Source organism: Micromonospora sp. RL09-050-HVF-A, from assembly GCF_019374995.1.
Lineage (GTDB): Bacteria > Actinomycetota > Actinomycetes > Mycobacteriales > Micromonosporaceae > Micromonospora > Micromonospora antibiotica.
Window position 1 is genome coordinate 1169227 of record NZ_JAGKQP010000002.1, and the last position, 16985, is coordinate 1186211.

At 73.3% G+C, this 16985-nt stretch carries 15 protein-coding genes; 6 read left to right on the top strand and 9 right to left on the bottom strand.

Annotation, left to right across the window (positions count from 1 at the left end; genetic code table 11):
- Positions 1–24: 24 nt before the first annotated feature.
- Positions 25–552 carry a 2'-5' RNA ligase family protein gene (locus J7462_RS05460; RefSeq protein ID WP_219462372.1) on the bottom strand — a complete coding sequence of 176 codons (528 nt, stop codon included), beginning with the start codon at positions 550–552 and terminating at the stop codon, positions 25–27.
- Positions 553–652: 100 nt separating this feature from the next.
- On the opposite strand from J7462_RS05460, the gene J7462_RS05465 reads away from it, so the two are divergent.
- Positions 653–2371, top strand: coding sequence for a DEAD/DEAH box helicase (locus tag J7462_RS05465; RefSeq protein ID WP_219462374.1), 1719 nt, complete (start codon positions 653–655; stop codon positions 2369–2371).
- A gap of 57 nt (positions 2372–2428) precedes the next feature.
- On the opposite strand, the gene J7462_RS05470 is transcribed toward J7462_RS05465, so the two are convergent.
- Positions 2429–2800, bottom strand: coding sequence for a DoxX family protein (locus tag J7462_RS05470; RefSeq protein ID WP_208570701.1), 372 nt, complete (start codon positions 2798–2800; stop codon positions 2429–2431).
- 129 nt (positions 2801–2929) lie between these two features.
- Positions 2930–5266, bottom strand: coding sequence for an endopeptidase La (lon, locus tag J7462_RS05475; protein WP_219462376.1), 2337 nt, complete (start codon positions 5264–5266; stop codon positions 2930–2932).
- A gap of 243 nt (positions 5267–5509) precedes the next feature.
- Between lon and J7462_RS05480 the strand changes: the two genes are divergently transcribed.
- Positions 5510–5857 (top strand): Lsr2 family protein, encoded by a 348-nt coding sequence (locus tag J7462_RS05480; protein ID WP_208570699.1) that lies wholly within the window; start codon positions 5510–5512, stop codon positions 5855–5857.
- Positions 5858–6222: 365 nt separating this feature from the next.
- On the opposite strand, the gene J7462_RS05485 is transcribed toward J7462_RS05480, so the two are convergent.
- Both J7462_RS05485 and J7462_RS05490 read right to left on the bottom strand, forming a co-directional pair.
- The gene (locus tag J7462_RS05485) at positions 6223–7539 is read right to left on the bottom strand and encodes a hypothetical protein (RefSeq protein ID WP_219462377.1); all 1317 of its coding nucleotides are present in this window, start codon (positions 7537–7539) and stop codon (positions 6223–6225) included.
- 306 nt (positions 7540–7845) lie between these two features.
- Complete coding sequence (locus J7462_RS05490) at positions 7846–8970, bottom strand: hypothetical protein (RefSeq protein ID WP_308290768.1); 1125 nt, start codon at positions 8968–8970, stop codon at positions 7846–7848.
- Between the two features lie 3 nt (positions 8971–8973).
- On the opposite strand from J7462_RS05490, the gene J7462_RS05495 reads away from it, so the two are divergent.
- Together J7462_RS05495 and J7462_RS05500 are read left to right on the top strand one after the other, a co-directional pair.
- The gene (locus J7462_RS05495; RefSeq protein WP_308290769.1) at positions 8974–10083 is read left to right on the top strand and encodes a DICT sensory domain-containing protein; all 1110 of its coding nucleotides are present in this window, start codon (positions 8974–8976) and stop codon (positions 10081–10083) included.
- Positions 10084–10100: 17 nt separating this feature from the next.
- Positions 10101–10817, top strand: a complete 717-nt coding sequence (locus tag J7462_RS05500) for a helical backbone metal receptor (protein ID WP_219462379.1) — start codon at positions 10101–10103, stop codon at positions 10815–10817.
- A gap of 32 nt (positions 10818–10849) precedes the next feature.
- On the opposite strand, the gene J7462_RS05505 is transcribed toward J7462_RS05500, so the two are convergent.
- Positions 10850–11539 carry a CBS domain-containing protein gene (locus J7462_RS05505; RefSeq protein WP_219462383.1) on the bottom strand — a complete coding sequence of 230 codons (690 nt, stop codon included), beginning with the start codon at positions 11537–11539 and terminating at the stop codon, positions 10850–10852.
- 223 nt (positions 11540–11762) lie between these two features.
- Between J7462_RS05505 and J7462_RS05510 the strand changes: the two genes are divergently transcribed.
- Both J7462_RS05510 and J7462_RS05515 read left to right on the top strand, forming a co-directional pair.
- On the top strand, positions 11763–12326 hold the full coding sequence (locus J7462_RS05510; protein ID WP_219462385.1) for a DoxX family membrane protein: 564 nt from the start codon (positions 11763–11765) through the stop codon (positions 12324–12326).
- Between the two features lie 172 nt (positions 12327–12498).
- Positions 12499–12882 carry an FKBP-type peptidyl-prolyl cis-trans isomerase gene (locus J7462_RS05515; protein WP_208570694.1) on the top strand — a complete coding sequence of 128 codons (384 nt, stop codon included), beginning with the start codon at positions 12499–12501 and terminating at the stop codon, positions 12880–12882.
- Positions 12883–13115: 233 nt separating this feature from the next.
- Here the strand turns inward: J7462_RS05515 and J7462_RS05520 are convergent, their stop codons facing one another.
- From J7462_RS05520 to J7462_RS05530, 3 genes are all read right to left on the bottom strand, one after another.
- Entirely contained in the window at positions 13116–13484 is a 369-nt protein-coding gene (locus J7462_RS05520) for an STAS domain-containing protein (RefSeq protein ID WP_208570693.1), read from the bottom strand.
- Positions 13485–13662: 178 nt separating this feature from the next.
- A complete protein-coding gene (locus tag J7462_RS05525; protein WP_219462387.1) occupies positions 13663–14937 on the bottom strand; it encodes an Ig-like domain-containing protein in 1275 nt (424 codons plus the stop codon).
- A 178-nt stretch (positions 14938–15115) separates the two neighbouring features.
- Positions 15116–16795: a right-handed parallel beta-helix repeat-containing protein gene (locus J7462_RS05530; RefSeq protein ID WP_219462388.1), complete on the bottom strand. Its 1680-nt coding sequence runs from the start codon at positions 16793–16795 to the stop codon at positions 15116–15118.
- Positions 16796–16985: the final 190 nt, after the last annotated feature.

The following is a 16985-nucleotide window of genomic DNA, read 5'->3' on the forward strand; positions in this document are numbered from 1 at the left end:
CGCTCCGCCCACCATAGACCACCGTCAGTCCGCCGGGAAGTCACCGCCCAACGGCCGGACGGTCCGGGTGTCGCCGTCGTAGCTGCGTGCCGCCACGAACCGGCCCTCCGGCCGGTCACCGCCGACCACCGCGCGGGCCCGCCGCCGGTCGTGGTCGCGGAAGCGCAGCGCGAGGCTCAGGTGCGGCACCCAGTTCCCCGGGGCGTGCCAGGGCCGCTGCCCGTCCGCGCCGTCCAGTGCCGCCCAGACGGCCCCGTGCAGGGCGGTCAGCTCCGCCGTGGGCCGGACCAACCAGACCAGCGGCGCGCTGCCGTCGAGCACCGCCACCCGTTCCAGCCGGACCGGCAGGGGCAGCGCGGCATCGAAGAGACCGGCGAGCCGGTCGACCGCGCCGGGCGGGAACGCCTCGACGGCGGCCAGCGTCAGGTGCGGCCGGTTCGTCGGGTGGCCGTGCCGGGCCAGGCTGGGCAGCCCCGCCCCGGCCAGCCTGTCCCACGCGGTGCGGACCGTCTCCTCCAGCACCGGGCAGCAGAGCAGTTCCACCGTACGCACGCCCGTCAGGCTAGCCGGCGGGCGGGCGCGGCTGTGCCGGTCGGCACGGTGGGGCCGGTCGGCGCGACGGCCCGACGGGGATGATGGAAAACTTTGTCCCATGAGTTCCGCACCTACACCGACCGACCTCTCCGCGCCCGACGACTCCGACGGCGTACCCGCCTTCGTCGATCTCGGGCTGCGCGCCGAGCTGTTGGGCGCGCTCGCCGCGCTCGGCTACGAGGAGCCCACCCCCATCCAGCGCGAGGCGATCCCGCTGCTGCTGGCGGGACGGGACCTGCTCGGGCAGGCGGCGACCGGTACGGGCAAGACCGCCGCGTTCGCCCTGCCCCTGTTGCAGCGGATGCCGGACGACCGCTCCGGCGGTGACCCGGTGTCGCTGGTGCTGGTGCCCACCCGGGAACTGGCCGTGCAGGTCTCCGAGGCGTTCCACCGGTACGGCAAGGACCTCGGGGCCCGGGTGCTGCCGATCTACGGCGGCCAGCCGATCGGCCGTCAACTGCGCGCCCTGGACCTGGGCGTGGACGTGGTGGTGGCGACCCCCGGCCGGGCGCTGGACCACATCGCCCGGGGCACCCTGCGGTTGGGCGCGCTGGCCACGGTGGTGCTGGACGAGGCCGACGAGATGCTCGACATGGGCTTCGCCGAGGACATCGAGGCGATCCTGGAGCACGCGCCCGCGCAGCGCCAGACGGTGCTCTTCTCGGCCACCATGCCGGCCCGGATCGACGGCCTGGCCCGCAAGCACCTGACCGACCCGGAGCGGATCCAGATCGGGCGGGAGCAGCCGGTCGCCGGGGAGGCGCCCCGGGTCCGGCAGAGCGCGTACATCGTCACCCGGGCGCACAAGCCCGCGGTGCTGGGCCGGGTGCTGGACGTGGAGTCGCCGACGGCGGCGATCGTGTTCTGCCGCAGCCGGGAGGAGGTGGACCGGCTCACCGAGACGATGAACGGGCGCGGCTACCGGGCCGAGGCGCTGCACGGCGGGATGAGCCAGGAGCAGCGGGACCGGGTGATGGGGCGGCTGCGCGCCGGCACCGCCGACCTGCTGGTGGCCACCGACGTGGCGGCCCGTGGGCTGGACGTCGAGCAGCTCACCCACGTGGTCAACTACGACGTGCCGTCGGCCCCGGAGTCGTACGTGCACCGGATCGGCCGGGTGGGCCGGGCCGGTCGGGAGGGGGTGGCGATCACCCTCGCCGAGCCCCGGGAACACCGGATGCTCAAGACCATCGAGCGGGTCACCGGCCAGCGGATCACCATCGACAAGATCCCGACGGTGGCCGACCTGCGGACCCGCCGGCTGGCGTTGACCCAGGCGGCGCTGCGGGAGAGCCTGCTGGAGGACGACCTGGACCCGTTCCGGGTGATCGTCGAGTCACTGTCCGACGAGTTCGACCTGATGGAGGTGGCGCTGGCAGCCGTCAAGCTGGCCCACGAGGCGGCCCTGCCCGGCTCCGACGACGACGAGGAGATCCCGCAGGTGGCGGTCCGTCCGCCCCGGGAGTCCCGGCCCGGGTTCGACAGCCGGGGCGGGGACCGGCGCGGTGGCGGCCGGCCCCGCACGGGCGGCACCGCGCAGGTCTTCATCGGCCTGGGCCGCCGCGCCGGGGTCCGCCCGCAGGACCTGGTCGGTGCGATCACCGGCGAGACTCGGGTGAGTGGCCGCGACATCGGCTCGATCGAGATCGCCGACCGGTTCTCCCTGGTGGAGGTGCCGCAGGGCGTCGCCGACGAGGTGATCGCGGGGCTGCGCAACAGCACCATCAAGGGCCGTAAGGCGACCGTACGGCGCGACCGTGGCGGCGAGGGGCACTGACCCGACACGCGACACCGGCCCGCACCCCAGGACGGGGGCGCGGGCCGGTCGCGTTCGTCAGAGCGGGTACGGCCCGAAGCGGCCCCAGGCGACGATCGCCGCCAGGATCAGCAGCACCACGGTCATCGCGGTGCCGGGGTGCTCCTTGGCGCGGGCGTGCACCACGATCGCGCCGATCATCACGATCACCAGCCCGACGGCGGCCAGCGGGGTGAGCACGGTGGCGATGCCGGTGAGGCCGGGCAGGACCAGTCCCAGCGCGGCCAGCACCTCGACCGCGCCGAGCGCCTTGACCTGGGTGGGCGGGACGTTCTCCACCCAGCCCATCCGGTCGCGCAACTTCTCCTTGGGCTGGGTCAGCTTGGTCAGCCCCGCGCCGGCGAAGAGCGCGGCGAGCAGGATCTGCAGGATCCACAGGAACAGGTTCATCGGCGGTCGCCTCCGGGGGGTGCCACCGTGGTGGCGGATGCGGTAACGGGGATGGTCAGGCTACGGCCCTGACGGCCCCCGACGCCCGGTGGGACGCCGAGGGCCGTGGAAGCGGTCGGGCGAGGCCGGTCAGGCGGCCCCGACCGGCCGGCCGCCGAGCGTCTCCGCGTCGATCTCGGCCGGGCGCAACGCCAGGGCGAGCACGTCGGCCACGTCGGCCAGGGTGTGCACGGTCAACGCCTCGCGTACCTCGGTGGGCAGGTCGTCGAGGTCCGGCTCGTTGCGGGCCGGGATGATCACCTCGGTCAGGCCGGCCCGGTGCGCGGCGAGCAGCTTCTGCTTCACCCCGCCGATGGGCAGCACCCGCCCGGACAGCGTCACCTCGCCGGTCATCCCGAACTCGGGCCGTACCGGCCGGCCGGTCACCAGGGACGCCAGCGCGGTGACCATGGTGATGCCGGCGCTCGGGCCGTCCTTGGGCACCGCGCCCGCCGGCACGTGCAGGTGGATCCGGCGTCCGGCCAGGACGTTCGGGTCGAGGCCGTAGCGCCGCCCGTTGGCGCGCAGGTAGGACAGCGCGATGTGGGCGGACTCCTTCATCACGTCGCCGAGTTGCCCGGTGAGGGTCAACCCGGGCTCACCGTCCATGCTGGTGGCCTCGATGAAGAGCACGTCACCGCCGGCGCCGGTGACGGCCAGGCCGGTGGCCACGCCGGGTACCGCCGTGCGCTCCGCCGACTCCGGGGTGAACTTCGGCCGGCCCAGGTAGCCGGCCAGGGTGTCGGTGTCCACCCGGACCGGGGTCGGGTCGGTCGTCAGGGTCACGGCGACCTTGCGCAGGATCTTCGCCAGGGCCCGTTCGAGCTGCCGGACGCCGGCCTCCCGGGTGTACTCGCCGGCGATCAGCGCCAGCACCTCGTCGGTGACGGTCACCTCGTCGGCGGTCAGGCCGGCCCGCTGGAGCTGCCGGGGCAGCAGGTGGTCGCGGGCGATGGCGACCTTCTCGTCCTCGGTGTAGCCGTCCAGGGTGACCAGTTCCATCCGGTCCAGCAGCGGGCCGGGGATGGCCTCCACCACGTTGGCGGTGGCCAGGAAGAGCACGTCGGACAGGTCGAGGTCGACTTCGAGGTAGTGGTCGCGGAAGGTGTGGTTCTGGGCCGGGTCGAGCACCTCCAGCAGGGCGGCGGCCGGGTCACCGGCGTACCCGGCGGCGAGCTTGTCGACCTCGTCGAGGAGCACCACCGGGTTCATCGAGCCGGCCTCGCGCAGCGCGCGGACGATCCGGCCGGGCAGCGCACCGACGTAGGTGCGCCGGTGCCCACGGATCTCGGCCTCGTCGCGGACGCCGCCGAGGGAGACCCGGACGAAGTTGCGGCCCAGCGCGCGGGCCACCGACTCGCCGAGGCTGGTCTTGCCGACTCCGGGCGGGCCGGCGAGGGCGAGCACCGCGCCGGAGCCGCGCCCGCCTACCACGCCGAGGTTGCGCTCGGCACGGCGGTTGCGCACCGCCAGGTATTCCAGGATGCGGTCCTTGACGTCGGCCAGGCCGGCGTGGTCGGCGTCGAGCACCGCCCGCGCCGTCGCCAGGTCGGTGTTGTCCTCGGTACGGGTGCTCCACGGCATCTCCAGCACCGTGTCCAGCCAGGTGCGGATCCACCCCGCCTCGGGTGAGGCGTCGCTGGCCCGTTCCAACTTGCCGACCTCACGCATCGCCGCCTCACGGACCTTGTCCGGCAGGTCGGCGGTCTCCACCCGGGAGCGGTAGTCAGCGGAGCCGTCCGGCTCGTCCTCGCCCAGTTCCTTGCGGATCGCGGCGAGCTGCTGGCGGAGCAGGAACTCCCGCTGGGACTTCTCCAGCCCCTCCCGGACGTCACTGGTGATCTGTTCGGTGACCTCCTGTTCGGCCAGGTGGTCCTTCACCCAGCCGACGAGCAGCTCCAGCCGGGCGGTGACGTCCTGAGCGGCGAGCAGTTCGGTCTTCTGCGCCAGGCTGAGCCACGGCGCGTAGCCGGCCGCGTCGGCCAGCTCGGACAGGTCGGTCATCCGTTCCATCGCGTCGATGACCTGCCAGGCGCCCCGCTGCTGGAGGACCGAGGTCATCAGGGCGCGGTACTCGCGGGCCAGGTCGCGGGCGCGGCCGGCGGGGGCGGGTTCGTCGAGTCGGGTGGCCTCCACCCAGAGGGCGGCGCCGGGTCCGGGGACGCCGGAGCCGATCCGGGCACGGGCCAGGCCACGCACCACGGCGGCGGGTTCGCCGTCGGGGAGGCGGCCCACCTTCTCGATGGTGGCGATCGTGCCGACGGGGCCGTACTCGCCGTCGATGCGGGGTACGGCGAGCAGGGTGTTGTCGCCGCCGGCCCGGGCGGCGTCGACGGCGGCCTGGGTGGTCGGGTCGAGGGTCACCGGGATGACCATGCCGGGGAGCAGGACGACGTCGGTCAGGGGAAGTACCGCGAGGGTTGCCATCGGACACCTGCCATCACTTGAGGTTGAGCGTGTCTCACTCAAGTCACAAACCGTGCCCCGTGTTCCGGGATGTGACCCAGGACACATCCCGCCCGCACCTCCACCCTCGGCCAGCATTGGCCAGACCCGGATTTCCCAGGATTGACCCGACCCGTCAAATGAAAGAGAGGCGTATTGTTGCGGATTTGCCGTCAGATACGTCAAACTCTTAGCACACCCCGCTCAACACAGGGAGTAATGGCGATGGCAAGGAAAGTAATCACCGTTCTGACCGACGACCTCGACGGCGGAAAGGCCGATCGGACCGTCGAGTTCAGCCTGGACGGGGCGGCGTACACCATCGATCTCTCCGACGAGAACGCGGGGGTGCTGCGCAAGACGCTCGACGCGTACATCACCGCTGGCCGCCGAATGGGGCGGGGCGCGGTCGAGACCGGTCGGCCGGCTCGCCGCCCCGCTCGCGCCGGAGTCTCGGGAATGGACCGCGAGCAGAACCGCGCCATCCGGGAATGGGCGACCAAGAACGGCCACGAGATTTCCGAGCGTGGCCGCATCCCGGTCTCGGTCGTGGAGGCGTGGAAGAGCCGCTGAGGGCGGTCAGGTCACGAACGGACGCGCCGGGGTCACGCTGAGATAACAGCGGCGACCCCGGCGCTTTTCGCCGTGTCCACAATTTCCACCCGCTGCGCCGTCACCGAAAACCCTTGCCGGCCCGCCCGGCCCTGGCCGCCCGGAACGCCCCGCACCGCGGGCCGCCCGGAACACACCGCACCGCGGGCCGTGGAATGCGTCGCTTCGCTGGCCGCCCGGAACGCGGGGCCTCCGGAACAGGATCGCCACCCGCCGGCCGCACCGGGCCTCAGCGTCGGCCTCCGGAGAAGTGGACCCACCCGAAAGGCCACGGGCCGCCCCGGGGAGTTCCCCGGGGCGGCCCGTGGCCTTTGTCGTCTGTCCGGTCAGTTGACCCGGATGCGCACCACGTCGAAGGCGGGGGTCTGGTTGGCCCGCTCCATCATCGGAACCCGGTGCGAACCGTCACCGGCCCAGACCGCGCACTGCGCCGTACCCGACTGCGGCAGGCCCGGGATCTGGATGGTCACGTCGTCGGACTGGTTGCCGCCCTTGCCGTCCTCGGTGGCCACGAAGAACGCCGGGACGTCCTGCGGGTTCGACGGGGCCTGGTTGGTGTTCTGCAGCATCCGGCAGGCGGTGTGGAAGTGACCACGGGTGAGGCCCTGACCGTTGAGCACCGAGCTCTCCAGGTAGTAGCCACCCTGCCCGGCCGCCAGGAACCGGTCACGGACCAGGTTGCGGGTGGAGACCTTCAGGCTGAAGGCCTGGTTGCGCTGCACCTGGTTGGGGAACTGCGTGATCAGCAGCGACGGGTTGTTGGCCGCCGCGCCGACCTCGCCGAACGCGGTGCTGACGCAGCGGTTGCCGTTCTGGAAGCCGTCGTGCGGCTGCAACCGGCTGTTGGCGCAGTCCTTGGCGAGCACGCCCAGGGCGTTGCCGTTGTTGCCGTTCTGGCCGCCGTTGTTGTTGCCGCCGTTCTGGCCGCCGTTGTTGCCGTTGTTGCCGCCGTTGTTGTTCTGGCCGCCGTTGTTGCCGTTCTGGCCGCCGTTGTTGTTGCCACCGTTCTGGCCGCCGTTGTTGGCGGCGGCGGCGACCTGGCAGCCGGCGAGCTGCTCCAGGCCCTGCGGGCGCTGGGCGAACCGGCCGATCGCGGTGGCGATCCGGTTGAGGGCGGACCGCCGCTTGTCGGCCAGCGGGCCGAGGATCGCGTTGTCGATGAACGCCTTGCCGTTGCGCCCCTCGGCCGCCAGCCGCTTGTTGGCGTCGTCGATCTGGGTCTTCAGTAGGGCGAGTTCCTTGTCCACCTCGGCCTTGGCCTGGGCCGGGATCTGCGGCAACCGGGGGGTGACCTCCGGGCAGGCCACCGTCGAGGCCAGCGTGGTCACCGGCGCGTTGCCGGCCTTGACGGCCTGGCACTCGGCGACGGACATCTGGCCGTCACCCCAGTGGTTGCGGACCCACCGGCCGTTCTGCCAGGTCTGGGTGGTGCTGCCCCGCCCGCTCGGCGAGGTGGCGCCGGGGCTCGGTGCGACACAGGCCGACGAGACGTTGCGGGCCTGCTGCCTCGGCTTGTCCCCGGCCGATGAGATCTGGGTGACGGCGGCGATGCCGCCGAAGACGACGAGCGCACCGACCGCCGCCAGCAGCCGCTTGCTCCGCGCGTTACCGGACGACCGGCGTGCCCCTGTGGACCTGCGCATCGAATTGCTCTCCTTCTCGATCCGGTACCTGACTCGTGTCCCCGACGAGGAGACGACCTTCGGGTCGGTCTCCCCCACCGGGGTCACTGCGACGTTCCGGTCGCACGTCGATGGCCGACGATGCCTTTCCGCACCGTCCGCCGCGTCGGGTGGCGCGGCTGGGAAGATCCTGTCCATTCCCGCTTAGGTACGGGCCGGCCCGGACGAAGGTTCAAAGCGGATCGAGGAATCCGGGACCATTTTTCGGCCGGGCCGGATTGTCACCACACGTCGCCGGAAAATGACGGCGGGTCGTTCCCGGAGGGGTCAGTCCCCGCAGAGGTGACCGAAGGCGAACGGCGTGGCCAACTCGTCGCGCCGGTCCCGCAGCACGCAGATCTGCCGGCGCAGCTCGTCCCGGTCGAGCAGGGCCGATTCGTCGGTCACAGCCACCGCCGGCCGGTCACCCACCGGCAACCGGTCGCCCACCGCCACCGCCGCGAGGTCCTCGGCCAGTCGGGCGGGGTCCACCCCGCAGTGCCACCGCGCCTCGGACACGGTGACCCGCTCCACCAGGCAGCGGCCGGGCCGCACCTCGACCCAGCTCCACCCCTCGGCCGTCCCGTCGCGCCACCGCACGTGCAGCCCGCGCACGATCGGATCACTGAGCCGCCGCGACACGTACGCCTCGACGGCCGCCGCCCGGGACAGCGCGCCGAGGTCGTTCACCGCTCCGGTGCGCCCGTCGGGCAACCGGCCGACGATGTCCCGGTAACCGACCGGGTTGTCGTCCGGGTCGTCGCCACCGGCACCGGCGGCGTAGGCGCGGGCGTCGATGACGTACGTGATGATCCGTCGGCCGTGGTCGGCGGCCCGCAGCGTCGGCGAGCCGATCCGCAGCACCGGCAGGCCCACGGCGGCGCAGACCGCCGAGACCATCCGCTCGGTCCGCTGCCCCGCCGAGCCGGCCGGCGCGGTCGGGCCGACGGTCAGGGCGAACAGTGGCACGCCGGTGTCGGCCGCGCAGACGACGTGGTCGAACTCCGCGCGCAACGCCGAACTCCACTGGTGCCCGGTGACCCCGGCCGGCCGCCGCGATACCAGGTCGCCGAGCCGACGGGCGGGGTACACCGCCTGGCCAGCCCGGACGAACAGCGGCGCGGCCCCGGCCGGAACCGGCCGCAGCCGGGCCCCGTCGTCGGTGGCGGTACGCGTCATCGTCGGGTCGGTCCGTCCGTGGCAGGAGAGGTGACCGGCCGAGTCTAGGACGTCGACCCCCGTGCCCGCCTCGTCGGTGCGGCCGGTGGACCCGTCGCCGAGCGGTCGATCCGGGCGGTGGGCCGGCACTGGGCCGTCGAAGCGGACGATGAGCCCGGCATCCGGGCCGTCGATGCGGGCGGCGGGTCCCGCACCAGGCGGTTGGTGTGCCCCGACCGGGATCTCTACGCTCACGGGGTGCTGCACGACGGACCGGCCCCGGAACTGTTGACCAAGCGGAGTCTCGTCACGGTCTCCCACGCCATCGAGCGGTCGGCGCTGGCCACCGCCGAGGACGGCCCGCTGGTGGTGATCGCCCTGTTCCAGCGGATGCCGTACTTCCAGCGGGAACGGGCCCGCTACACACGCATCGCCGCGGGTGCGGCGGTCACCGTGGTCGGACTGGTCGGGCAGACACCGCCGGAGCTGCCCGACGGGGCGTACCCGGTGGCGCTGGAGGAGACCGAGGAGCTGGCCCGGGAGTGGAGCGTGGTGGCCCTGACCCCCCGCTTCGGGGCCAGCCTGGTGGCCCGGGACCGGCGGGAGGTGGTGGCCGCCGACACGCTGGAGGAGGGCCGGCTCTTCGCCGGCCGCTGGGGGTTCCGCCGGGACGAGGCGCTGCACGAGGTGATCCGACTGCGGGCGCACCTCGGCGACCGGCTCCCCCCGGCCGCGCTGACCGCTATCGATCAGGTGCTGCGCCGGGTCAGGGACCTGCCGGCGACCCCCGGTGAGAGCCGGGCGGAGGCGGCGTTGCGGCTGATGGCCGAGCGCGTCGACCGGGCCCCCCGTGGCGGGCCGGGACGTTCCGCCGAACCGGTCGCGGGACCACCGGGCCTGGTGGACGAGCCGACCCTGCGCCGCTGGACCGGAATGGACGGGGTGACCGCCGCCGGCACCCTGCCGGTGGCCCTGATCGGGGTCCGGATCGGTGACCCGGCCCGCGCCGCCGAACGCTTCGGACGCCGCAGCACAGCCCGCGAGGCGCAGGCCGTGATCGCCGCGCTGACCGCCCCACTGCGCCCGCTCGACCGGGCGATCCGCCTCGCCCCCGACGAGTACCTGCTGGTCCTGCCCGCGTTGAGCCGGGAGGAGGCGCTGGCGGTGGCCGGTCAGGTGCACACCTCGGTCGCCGGGCTGGCCCGGTCGTACCCGTTCGTGTCCTTCGCGGTGCACACGGCGGTCACCGTGACCGACCGGCGGCCGATGCCGGTGGCCGAGGTCCGGCACGCCGTCGAGTGGGCGGCCCGGGAGGGCGTACCGATGGCTACGGTGTCCCGGGAGACCGTCGCGAGCTCCGCCCACTGAGCACGGTAGGGGACACGATGCGGGTCGTCTCGCTGGTGCCGTCGCTGACCGAGGCGGTGGCGGTGACAGTGCCGGAACTGCTGGTAGGGGCGACCGACTGGTGTGTGCACCCGTCGGGTCTGGACGTGGCCCGGGTCGGCGGCAGCAAGTACCCCGACCTGGATCGGGTCCGGGCGCTGCGGCCGGACCTGGTGCTGCTCAACGTGGAGGAGAACCGGCGGGCCGACGCCGACGCGCTCAGCGCGGCCGGGGTGCCGGTGCTGGTCACCTACCCGCGTACCGTGCCGCAGGCCCTGGACGAGTTGGCCGGGGTGCTCGCCGCGCTGGGGGTGACCGGGGAGCCGGGCTGGCTGACCGACGCCCGCCGGGCCTGGGCCGCACCCGCCGTCGGGGCCGGGGCACGCCGGGCCGTGGTGCCGGTGTGGCGACGGCCGTGGGTGGTGCTCGGCGGGGACACCTTCGCCGGGGACGTACTGCGCCGGCTCGGCGTGGTCAACCTCTACGACGACGACCCCGAGCGCTATCCGCGCCCCGACCTCGACGCGCTGCGGGCCCGCCGGCCCGACCTGGTGGTCCTGCCCGACGAGCCCTACGCGTTCACCGCCGACGACGGGCCGGACGCCTTCCCCGGCATCGACTGCGCGCTGGTGTCCGGCCGGCACCTCACCTGGTACGGCCCGTCGCTGGCCGAGGCGCCCGCCCTGCTCACCGCCCAACTCGCCACCCCGGTCTGACCATCCGTCCCGGGTGGGTGCTCGGGTGGCGGTCAGGCCACCGGGGTGATCCCCCGCTCCACCAGGCCGGCGTCGTCGACGTCGTACCCGATGGTGCTGGTGACCTGGACCACGCCGCTGACCTGGCCGGCGAGTTTCTCCGCCAGCTCGGCGTCGGTCCGCCGGTCCAGCCGGCCGTCCAACCGCACCGCGCCGTCGCGGACCTGTACGGTGACCAGCCCGTCCCGCACGGCCAGCACCCGCCGCAGCACCTCCTGCACCACGTCCTCGCGGATCTCGGCGTCGGTGCGCAGGTGCACCCGCAGCAGGTCGCCGCGGGTGACGATGCCGACCAGCCGGCCCAGGTCGTCGAGGACCGGTAGCCGCTTGACCGCCTCCCGGTCCATCAGCCGGGCCGCCGCCGGCAGCGACGCCCCGGGGTGGGTGGTGACGGCCGGCGCGGTCATCAGCTCCTTCGCCAGCAGCGCCTCGGCCTTCTCCCGGGACACCCGACGACGTCGCCCGGCGAAGACCCGCCGTTCCTCCTGCACCCCGGAGTGCTCCACCTTGTGCAGCAGGTCCGCCTCGGACACCACCCCCAGCACCCGCCGGAAGCCGTCCACCACCGGCACCGCGCTGATGCCGCGCCGGATCAGCACGTCGACGATCGCCCGGTAGGGGGTCTCCTCCCCCACCGTGGCGACCTCCCGGGTCATCACGTCGTCCACCTGCCATGTCCTCATCACGACCTCCTCGGGCTCTCCCGGCCGACGTTAGGGCCGGCCCGACCGGTCGGGGCAGAGGCGGACGGACCGGTACCGCGGAGGCCGAAGGTCCCGTCGGGAGGCCCGTGGCAGGGGACTTAGGTCCCGCCCCGGCACGTACCGGTCGGCCCTGCCGGGACGGCCGCGAACGGCGTGGAATGTAACTGCCACCGGGAAGTGCGGTGCCAGGCAGAGAAGGGACGTGGGAACCATGACCGCGACGATCGAGCGGAACACCACCGCAGGGACCGCACCGGTGGCCGGAACCGAGACCACCCGGCAGCGCGCCGCCCGCTACGTCTGGGCCGGGACCCGGATCGCCCTCGGCTGGATCTTCCTCTGGGCCTTCCTGGACAAGCTGTTCGGCCTCGGCCACGAGACCGCGACGAAGAACGCCTGGATCAACGGCGGCAGCCCGACCAAGGGTTTCCTGGCCTTCGGTGCGAAGGGTCCGTTCCAGGGGCTCTACCAGGACATCGCCGGTGCGGCCTGGGCCGACTGGCTGTTCATGATCGGCCTGGCCGGCATCGGGGTGGCCCTGCTGCTGGGCATCGGGATGCGGGTCGCCGCGATCGCCGGTGGCCTGCTCATGGTGCTGATGTGGACCGCCGTCCTGCCCCCCGAGAACAACCCCTTCATGGACGACCACCTGATCTACGCCGCGGTGCTGGCCGGTCTCGCCCTGGTCGGCGCGGGGAACACCCTCGGCTTCGGCCGGGTCTGGGCCACCCTCCCGCTGGTACGCCGGTTCGGCTGGCTCCGGTAACCGACCGCGAGCACCCGACCGGCCGGCAGGGGCGCCACCTCGACGGTGGCGCCCTGCCGCGCGTCCACCCCCGCCCGTGGGGTCCGGCGTCGGGCCCTACGGGAATAGGTCCGTCACGATCGGGCAGGATCGACACCGACCGGACGATCGTGCGACGACGAGGAGATCAGCAATGAACACGCCCCAGGCAGGTAAGCCGGAGATCGGCCCGATCGAGGGCGCACCCCCGGCCGACCTCGTCATCGAGGACATCACCGTCGGCGACGGCCCCGAGGCCCAGCCGGGCCAGCTGGCCAACGTGCACTACGTCGGGGTGTCCCACTCCACCGGGCGCGAGTTCGACGCCTCCTGGAACCGGGGTGAGGCGTTCGAGTTCCCGCTCGGCGGCGGCCAGGTCATCGCCGGCTGGGACCAGGGCGTGGTGGGCATGAAGGTCGGCGGTCGTCGCCGGCTCACCATCCCGCCGCACCTGGGCTACGGCAGCCGGGGCGCGGGCGGGGTCATCAAGCCGAACGAGACCCTGGTCTTCGTCGTCGACCTGCTCGGCGTCCGCTGACCACCGGCGGGGTCGCCGGCACCGGCCGGCGGCCCCGCCGGCACACCTACCGAGATCCTGTGCCGTGCCCGGGGGTCCTGTGCCGTGCCCGGGGGTCCGGTGCCGGACTGCCCGCCCCGGGGCCGGCGGCGTCGGCCGTCGAGGTGCCGGGCGGCCCGAGTCCACGTCACACCCGGCTCGACGAGCCGGCCGGACACGATACGACGCGGGCAGGCGGGCGGGCGCGTGGCCGGTCAGGCGCAGGCGGCCAGGGGGCGGTGCGTGACCCCGACCGGGGCGTCGCCGTGCCGGACCGCGATGATCCGGTGCAGGCCGGTGGCGCGCAGCACCCGGGCGACCACCGGATCGGGGTCGACCACGACCAGCTCGCCGCCCCGGGCCCGGACCCGCAGGTGCGCGGCGACCAACGCCCGCACCCCGGCGGCGGAGAGCACCCGGACACCGGAGAGGTCGAGCCGCAGCAGCGGACGGACCGGTGCGGCCCAGAGGGCGACCCGGAACTCGCCGACGGTGGCGATGTCGATCTCGCCCACCACGCGCACCTCGACCACGTCGTCGGCCACCCGGAGCCGCACGTGGAACCGGTCCTCTCCCTGCGTCATGCCCCGAATCTAGCCCCCACCTCCGACGTTTCCGCCCTGCCAGAGGCGGGTTTCCGGGTAGTCCCAGGGTCGCCCCGGAGCTGACCCTGACTCCTCCTCAGGGTGGACCCACGCGGTACGCCGTGGTCGGCCCGTCGCGACGGGCCGACCACGGCGTACCACACCTGCCCGGGCCTGGTCAGCCGCCGCTGGCCGACGGCGCGGGAGCCGGCGACGAGCCACCGGCGACCACCCCCGGATGCGGCGGGCTGGTGGCGGGCGCCGGCTTCAACCCCGGCGGTACGGGCAGCGCGCTGCCCCTGGCGAACTCGGCCCAGCCCGTGTTCCAGGCCGTCCAGCCGTTGCCCGGCCGCAGCGGCACCTCGGTGCCCTTCACGGTGACCAGGTCGCCGACCTGGGTGACGCCCATCAGCCAGTCGGCGGCGGTGGACGACACGTTGGCGCAGCCGTGCGAGACGTTGGTGTAGCCCTGGTCCCCCTCCGACCACGGCGCGGCGTGGATGAACTCGCCGCCCCAGGTGAGGCGCTGGGCGTCCTCGACGTCGACCACATAGCCGCCGTCGGGCTCACCCCGGGTGTCGAAGCGGGTCTGCTGGTGCTTCTCCATGATCACCATCTTGCCGCTGGAACTCGGGGTGCTCGGCTTGCCGAGACTGACCGGGATCCTGCGGACCAGCTTGCCGTCCTGGAAGACCGACATCTGCTTGGTGGCGTTGTCGATGTCCAGGGCGACCTGCCGGCCGATCTTCGAGGTGGACCGCCGGTCGGCGTCACCGACGTACTCCTTGCCGATCGGCAGCCCCTCCAGCGCGGACCGGACACTGATCGTCGTCCCGCTGCGCCAGAAGTCGGGCGCGCGGTAGTAGACCTGGCTGCCGTCCTCCAGCCACGACCAGGTGCCCGGCTGCGGCGGATCGGTCTTCACGAACAACCGTCGCTGCACGGCCGCTCTGGCCGCTGTGGGAACTGCCGGTTCGAACGCCACCGTCACCGGCATCGCGGTGCCGTACGTCTGGTTGCCGGCGAAGTAGAGCACGCTGGTCAACGCCGACCGGGTGGTGTTCGCCACCGTGGTGAACGTGGTGCGCCCGACGGTCGTGCGGCCCGCGTCACCGGTCGCGGTCACCTCCGCGGTGTAGGTCCGGCCACCACTCAACGGGGCCGCCGGCACCCAGCTCGACCCGTCCTCCCGCGGCTCCCCGGCGACGGACCTCCCCTTGTCGTCGGTGAGCTTCACACTGGTCACCCGCCCGTTGTTCACGGTGGTGCCGACCTCCGCGCTGACCGGTACGTCCTTCGCCCGATCGGCCGGCGTCACCGACACCGTGGGGGCCGCCGGCCCACCGGGCGCCGCCCCGGCCGCCGGCTTCCGCTCGGCGGTACACCCGCCGAGGACCAGCGGTGTGGCTGCGATGGTCACCGCCAGAAGCGTCAATCGCCGCCTCACGTCCATATTCCCGTCCCCCCGTTCCCCGTCCCCTTGGCCACATTCTGTACGGCGTTTCTCGGGCCGGGTCACGCTTTCGGGGAACCGGGCGGGCAACGGCCGGCCTTATCGACCCCATCGATGCCGGACGGGCCGGACGGGCACCGGATGTCCGGGATCGACCGCGTCGGGGCGGCACGGACAGTCAGTCCCAGTCCTGGTCACCGTGGTTGCGGTTCCACCGCCCACCGACCGGCGGGGTGTCCAGTCGGATGGCTGCCACCGCGTTACCGGCCAGGTCGTTGTCCTCCACCCGGCAGGAGACACAACTGCCCCGGGAGGTGATCCAGAGCCCGTGGGTCTGGGTGCGTTCGGGATGGTTGTCCCAGATCCGGTTGCCGCGCACCGTCGCCGAGTCGAACGCGGCGTCGATCGCGATGCCGGCCCGGGTCGGCGGCGCGTCAGGCAACTCGTACGGGGTGCCCGGCAGCGGGGTGTCCCCGCTCCACGCGGAGTAGGCGTCCGGGCGGACCGGGGCGAGGTGCAGTTCGGTGGCGGTGTTGGCGGCCACCACCGCCACCCGGGAGCCGACCCGCAGCACCTTGCCCCGGTGACTGTCCTGCGCCCAGTTCGCCGAGCGGTCGACCACGGACCGGGCGCTGTAGCGGACCGACTCGCCGCCGCCACAGGACGCCTCGGCACACTGCCGACCGTTGTTGCGGATCCGGTTGTCGAGCAGCATCGCGTCGGTCATCGGCCGGTCCACCCGGACGGCGTCCAGGCCGTTGCCCCAGAACTCGTTGCTCTCCACCACCACGTCCTGCGCCGGGTGCGGATAGCCGCGACCCAGATCGTGCTGGTGGTAGCCGTAACCGCCGTTGCTGCTGATCCGGTTGCCCCGCACCGTGTACGGGCCCGGCGTGTTGCCCACGCTGATCCCGTCGCCCACGTTGGCGTCGATGACGCAGTCGGTGAGCAGGCCGCCCCGGCCGGCGACCCCGGCGGTGCCGTTGCCGGACACGTCGTAGCCGGCCTCCAGGTTGCCGGTCATCGTGCAACCGGTGACGATCAGCCCGTCGGCACCCCAGTCCGAGATGCCGAAGCGGTTGCCCTGGCTGTGGCAGCCGATGATCCGGTAGCCACGCGGCGGCGTCCAGTGGTCCTTCTGGAGTTCGAGGAAGATGCCGTTGGTGCCGTTGGCGAGGGCCGTGCAGTTGGCGATGGTGAGCCGTTCCATGTCGCCCCAGCCACCGATGCCGATACCGATGCCCGCGCCGCCCATCTGCTCACCGTTGTCCAGCCGGCCGCAGCCGACCACCACCACCCCGTCGACCAGGGTGTCCTGGAGGAAGTCGCAACCCAGGCCGGTCGCACCGGTGTGGTGGATGTAGAGGTTGCGGAACACCCCGCGCACCACGTACTGCAAACCGAGCCCCTTGGCCAGGTAGTTGTACTCGGCCAGCGCCACCCCTGAGCCGTCGATCTCGAAGTCGGCGAAGGTGCAGTCGGCGATGTGCCGGTCCCGGTCCGCGCCGTGCTGCAACACCGTCCAGAACGCCAGCGGCGTCGGGTCGGTGCGGTTGCCCTCGTTGCTGAGCAGAAACCGGGTGGCCGCCGGGCCGGCGCCGATCAACGACACCCCGCTGCGCCACACCGTGCCGGCGTCCCGGATGGAGTAGATGCCCGGCGGGCACCAGATCACCCGGGCCCGCCCGTCGGCCGCGTAGCCGTCACCGAGCCGGTCCACCAGGGCGGCGAGCGCCGGCTGGTCGTTGGTCACCCCGTCGCCGGTCAACCCGTGGTCGTGGGCGTTGCACCACAGCGGTGCCCCGGCGACGGGGGGACGGCGGTCCCGCACGGCGACGGGCAGACCCTGGTACGGCACGGTGGCTCCTCTCGGCGGCGGGTTCGCGACCGACGCGGCGGGTTCGCGACCGACGCGGCGGGTTCGCGACCGACGGCGGTTTCCCGGCCCACCGACCGGAAAACCCGCCCGCCCACCGCCGGCCCGTCCGGAACCGGACGAACACCGGGCAGCGCGACGGAGCCGGTCACCCCGCCCAGGGTGACCGGCT

Excerpts from the sequence above, each read along its gene's own strand:
- J7462_RS05525 (WP_219462387.1), bottom strand. The coding sequence starts at position 14,937 with ATGGACGTGAGGCGGCGATTGACGCTTCTGGCGGTGACCATCGCAGCC.
- J7462_RS05470 (WP_208570701.1), bottom strand. The coding sequence starts at position 2,800 with ATGAACCTGTTCCTGTGGATCCTGCAGATCCTGCTCGCCGCGCTCTTC.
- lon (WP_219462376.1), bottom strand. The coding sequence starts at position 5,266 with ATGGCAACCCTCGCGGTACTTCCCCTGACCGACGTCGTCCTGCTCCCC.
- J7462_RS05465 (WP_219462374.1), top strand. The coding sequence starts at position 653 with ATGAGTTCCGCACCTACACCGACCGACCTCTCCGCGCCCGACGACTCC.
- J7462_RS05485 (WP_219462377.1), bottom strand. The coding sequence starts at position 7,539 with ATGCGCAGGTCCACAGGGGCACGCCGGTCGTCCGGTAACGCGCGGAGC.
- J7462_RS05515 (WP_208570694.1), top strand. The coding sequence starts at position 12,499 with ATGAACACGCCCCAGGCAGGTAAGCCGGAGATCGGCCCGATCGAGGGC.
- J7462_RS05480 (WP_208570699.1), top strand. The coding sequence starts at position 5,510 with ATGGCAAGGAAAGTAATCACCGTTCTGACCGACGACCTCGACGGCGGA.
- J7462_RS05505 (WP_219462383.1), bottom strand. The coding sequence starts at position 11,539 with ATGAGGACATGGCAGGTGGACGACGTGATGACCCGGGAGGTCGCCACG.
- J7462_RS05500 (WP_219462379.1), top strand. The coding sequence starts at position 10,101 with ATGCGGGTCGTCTCGCTGGTGCCGTCGCTGACCGAGGCGGTGGCGGTG.
- J7462_RS05520 (WP_208570693.1), bottom strand. The coding sequence starts at position 13,484 with ATGACGCAGGGAGAGGACCGGTTCCACGTGCGGCTCCGGGTGGCCGAC.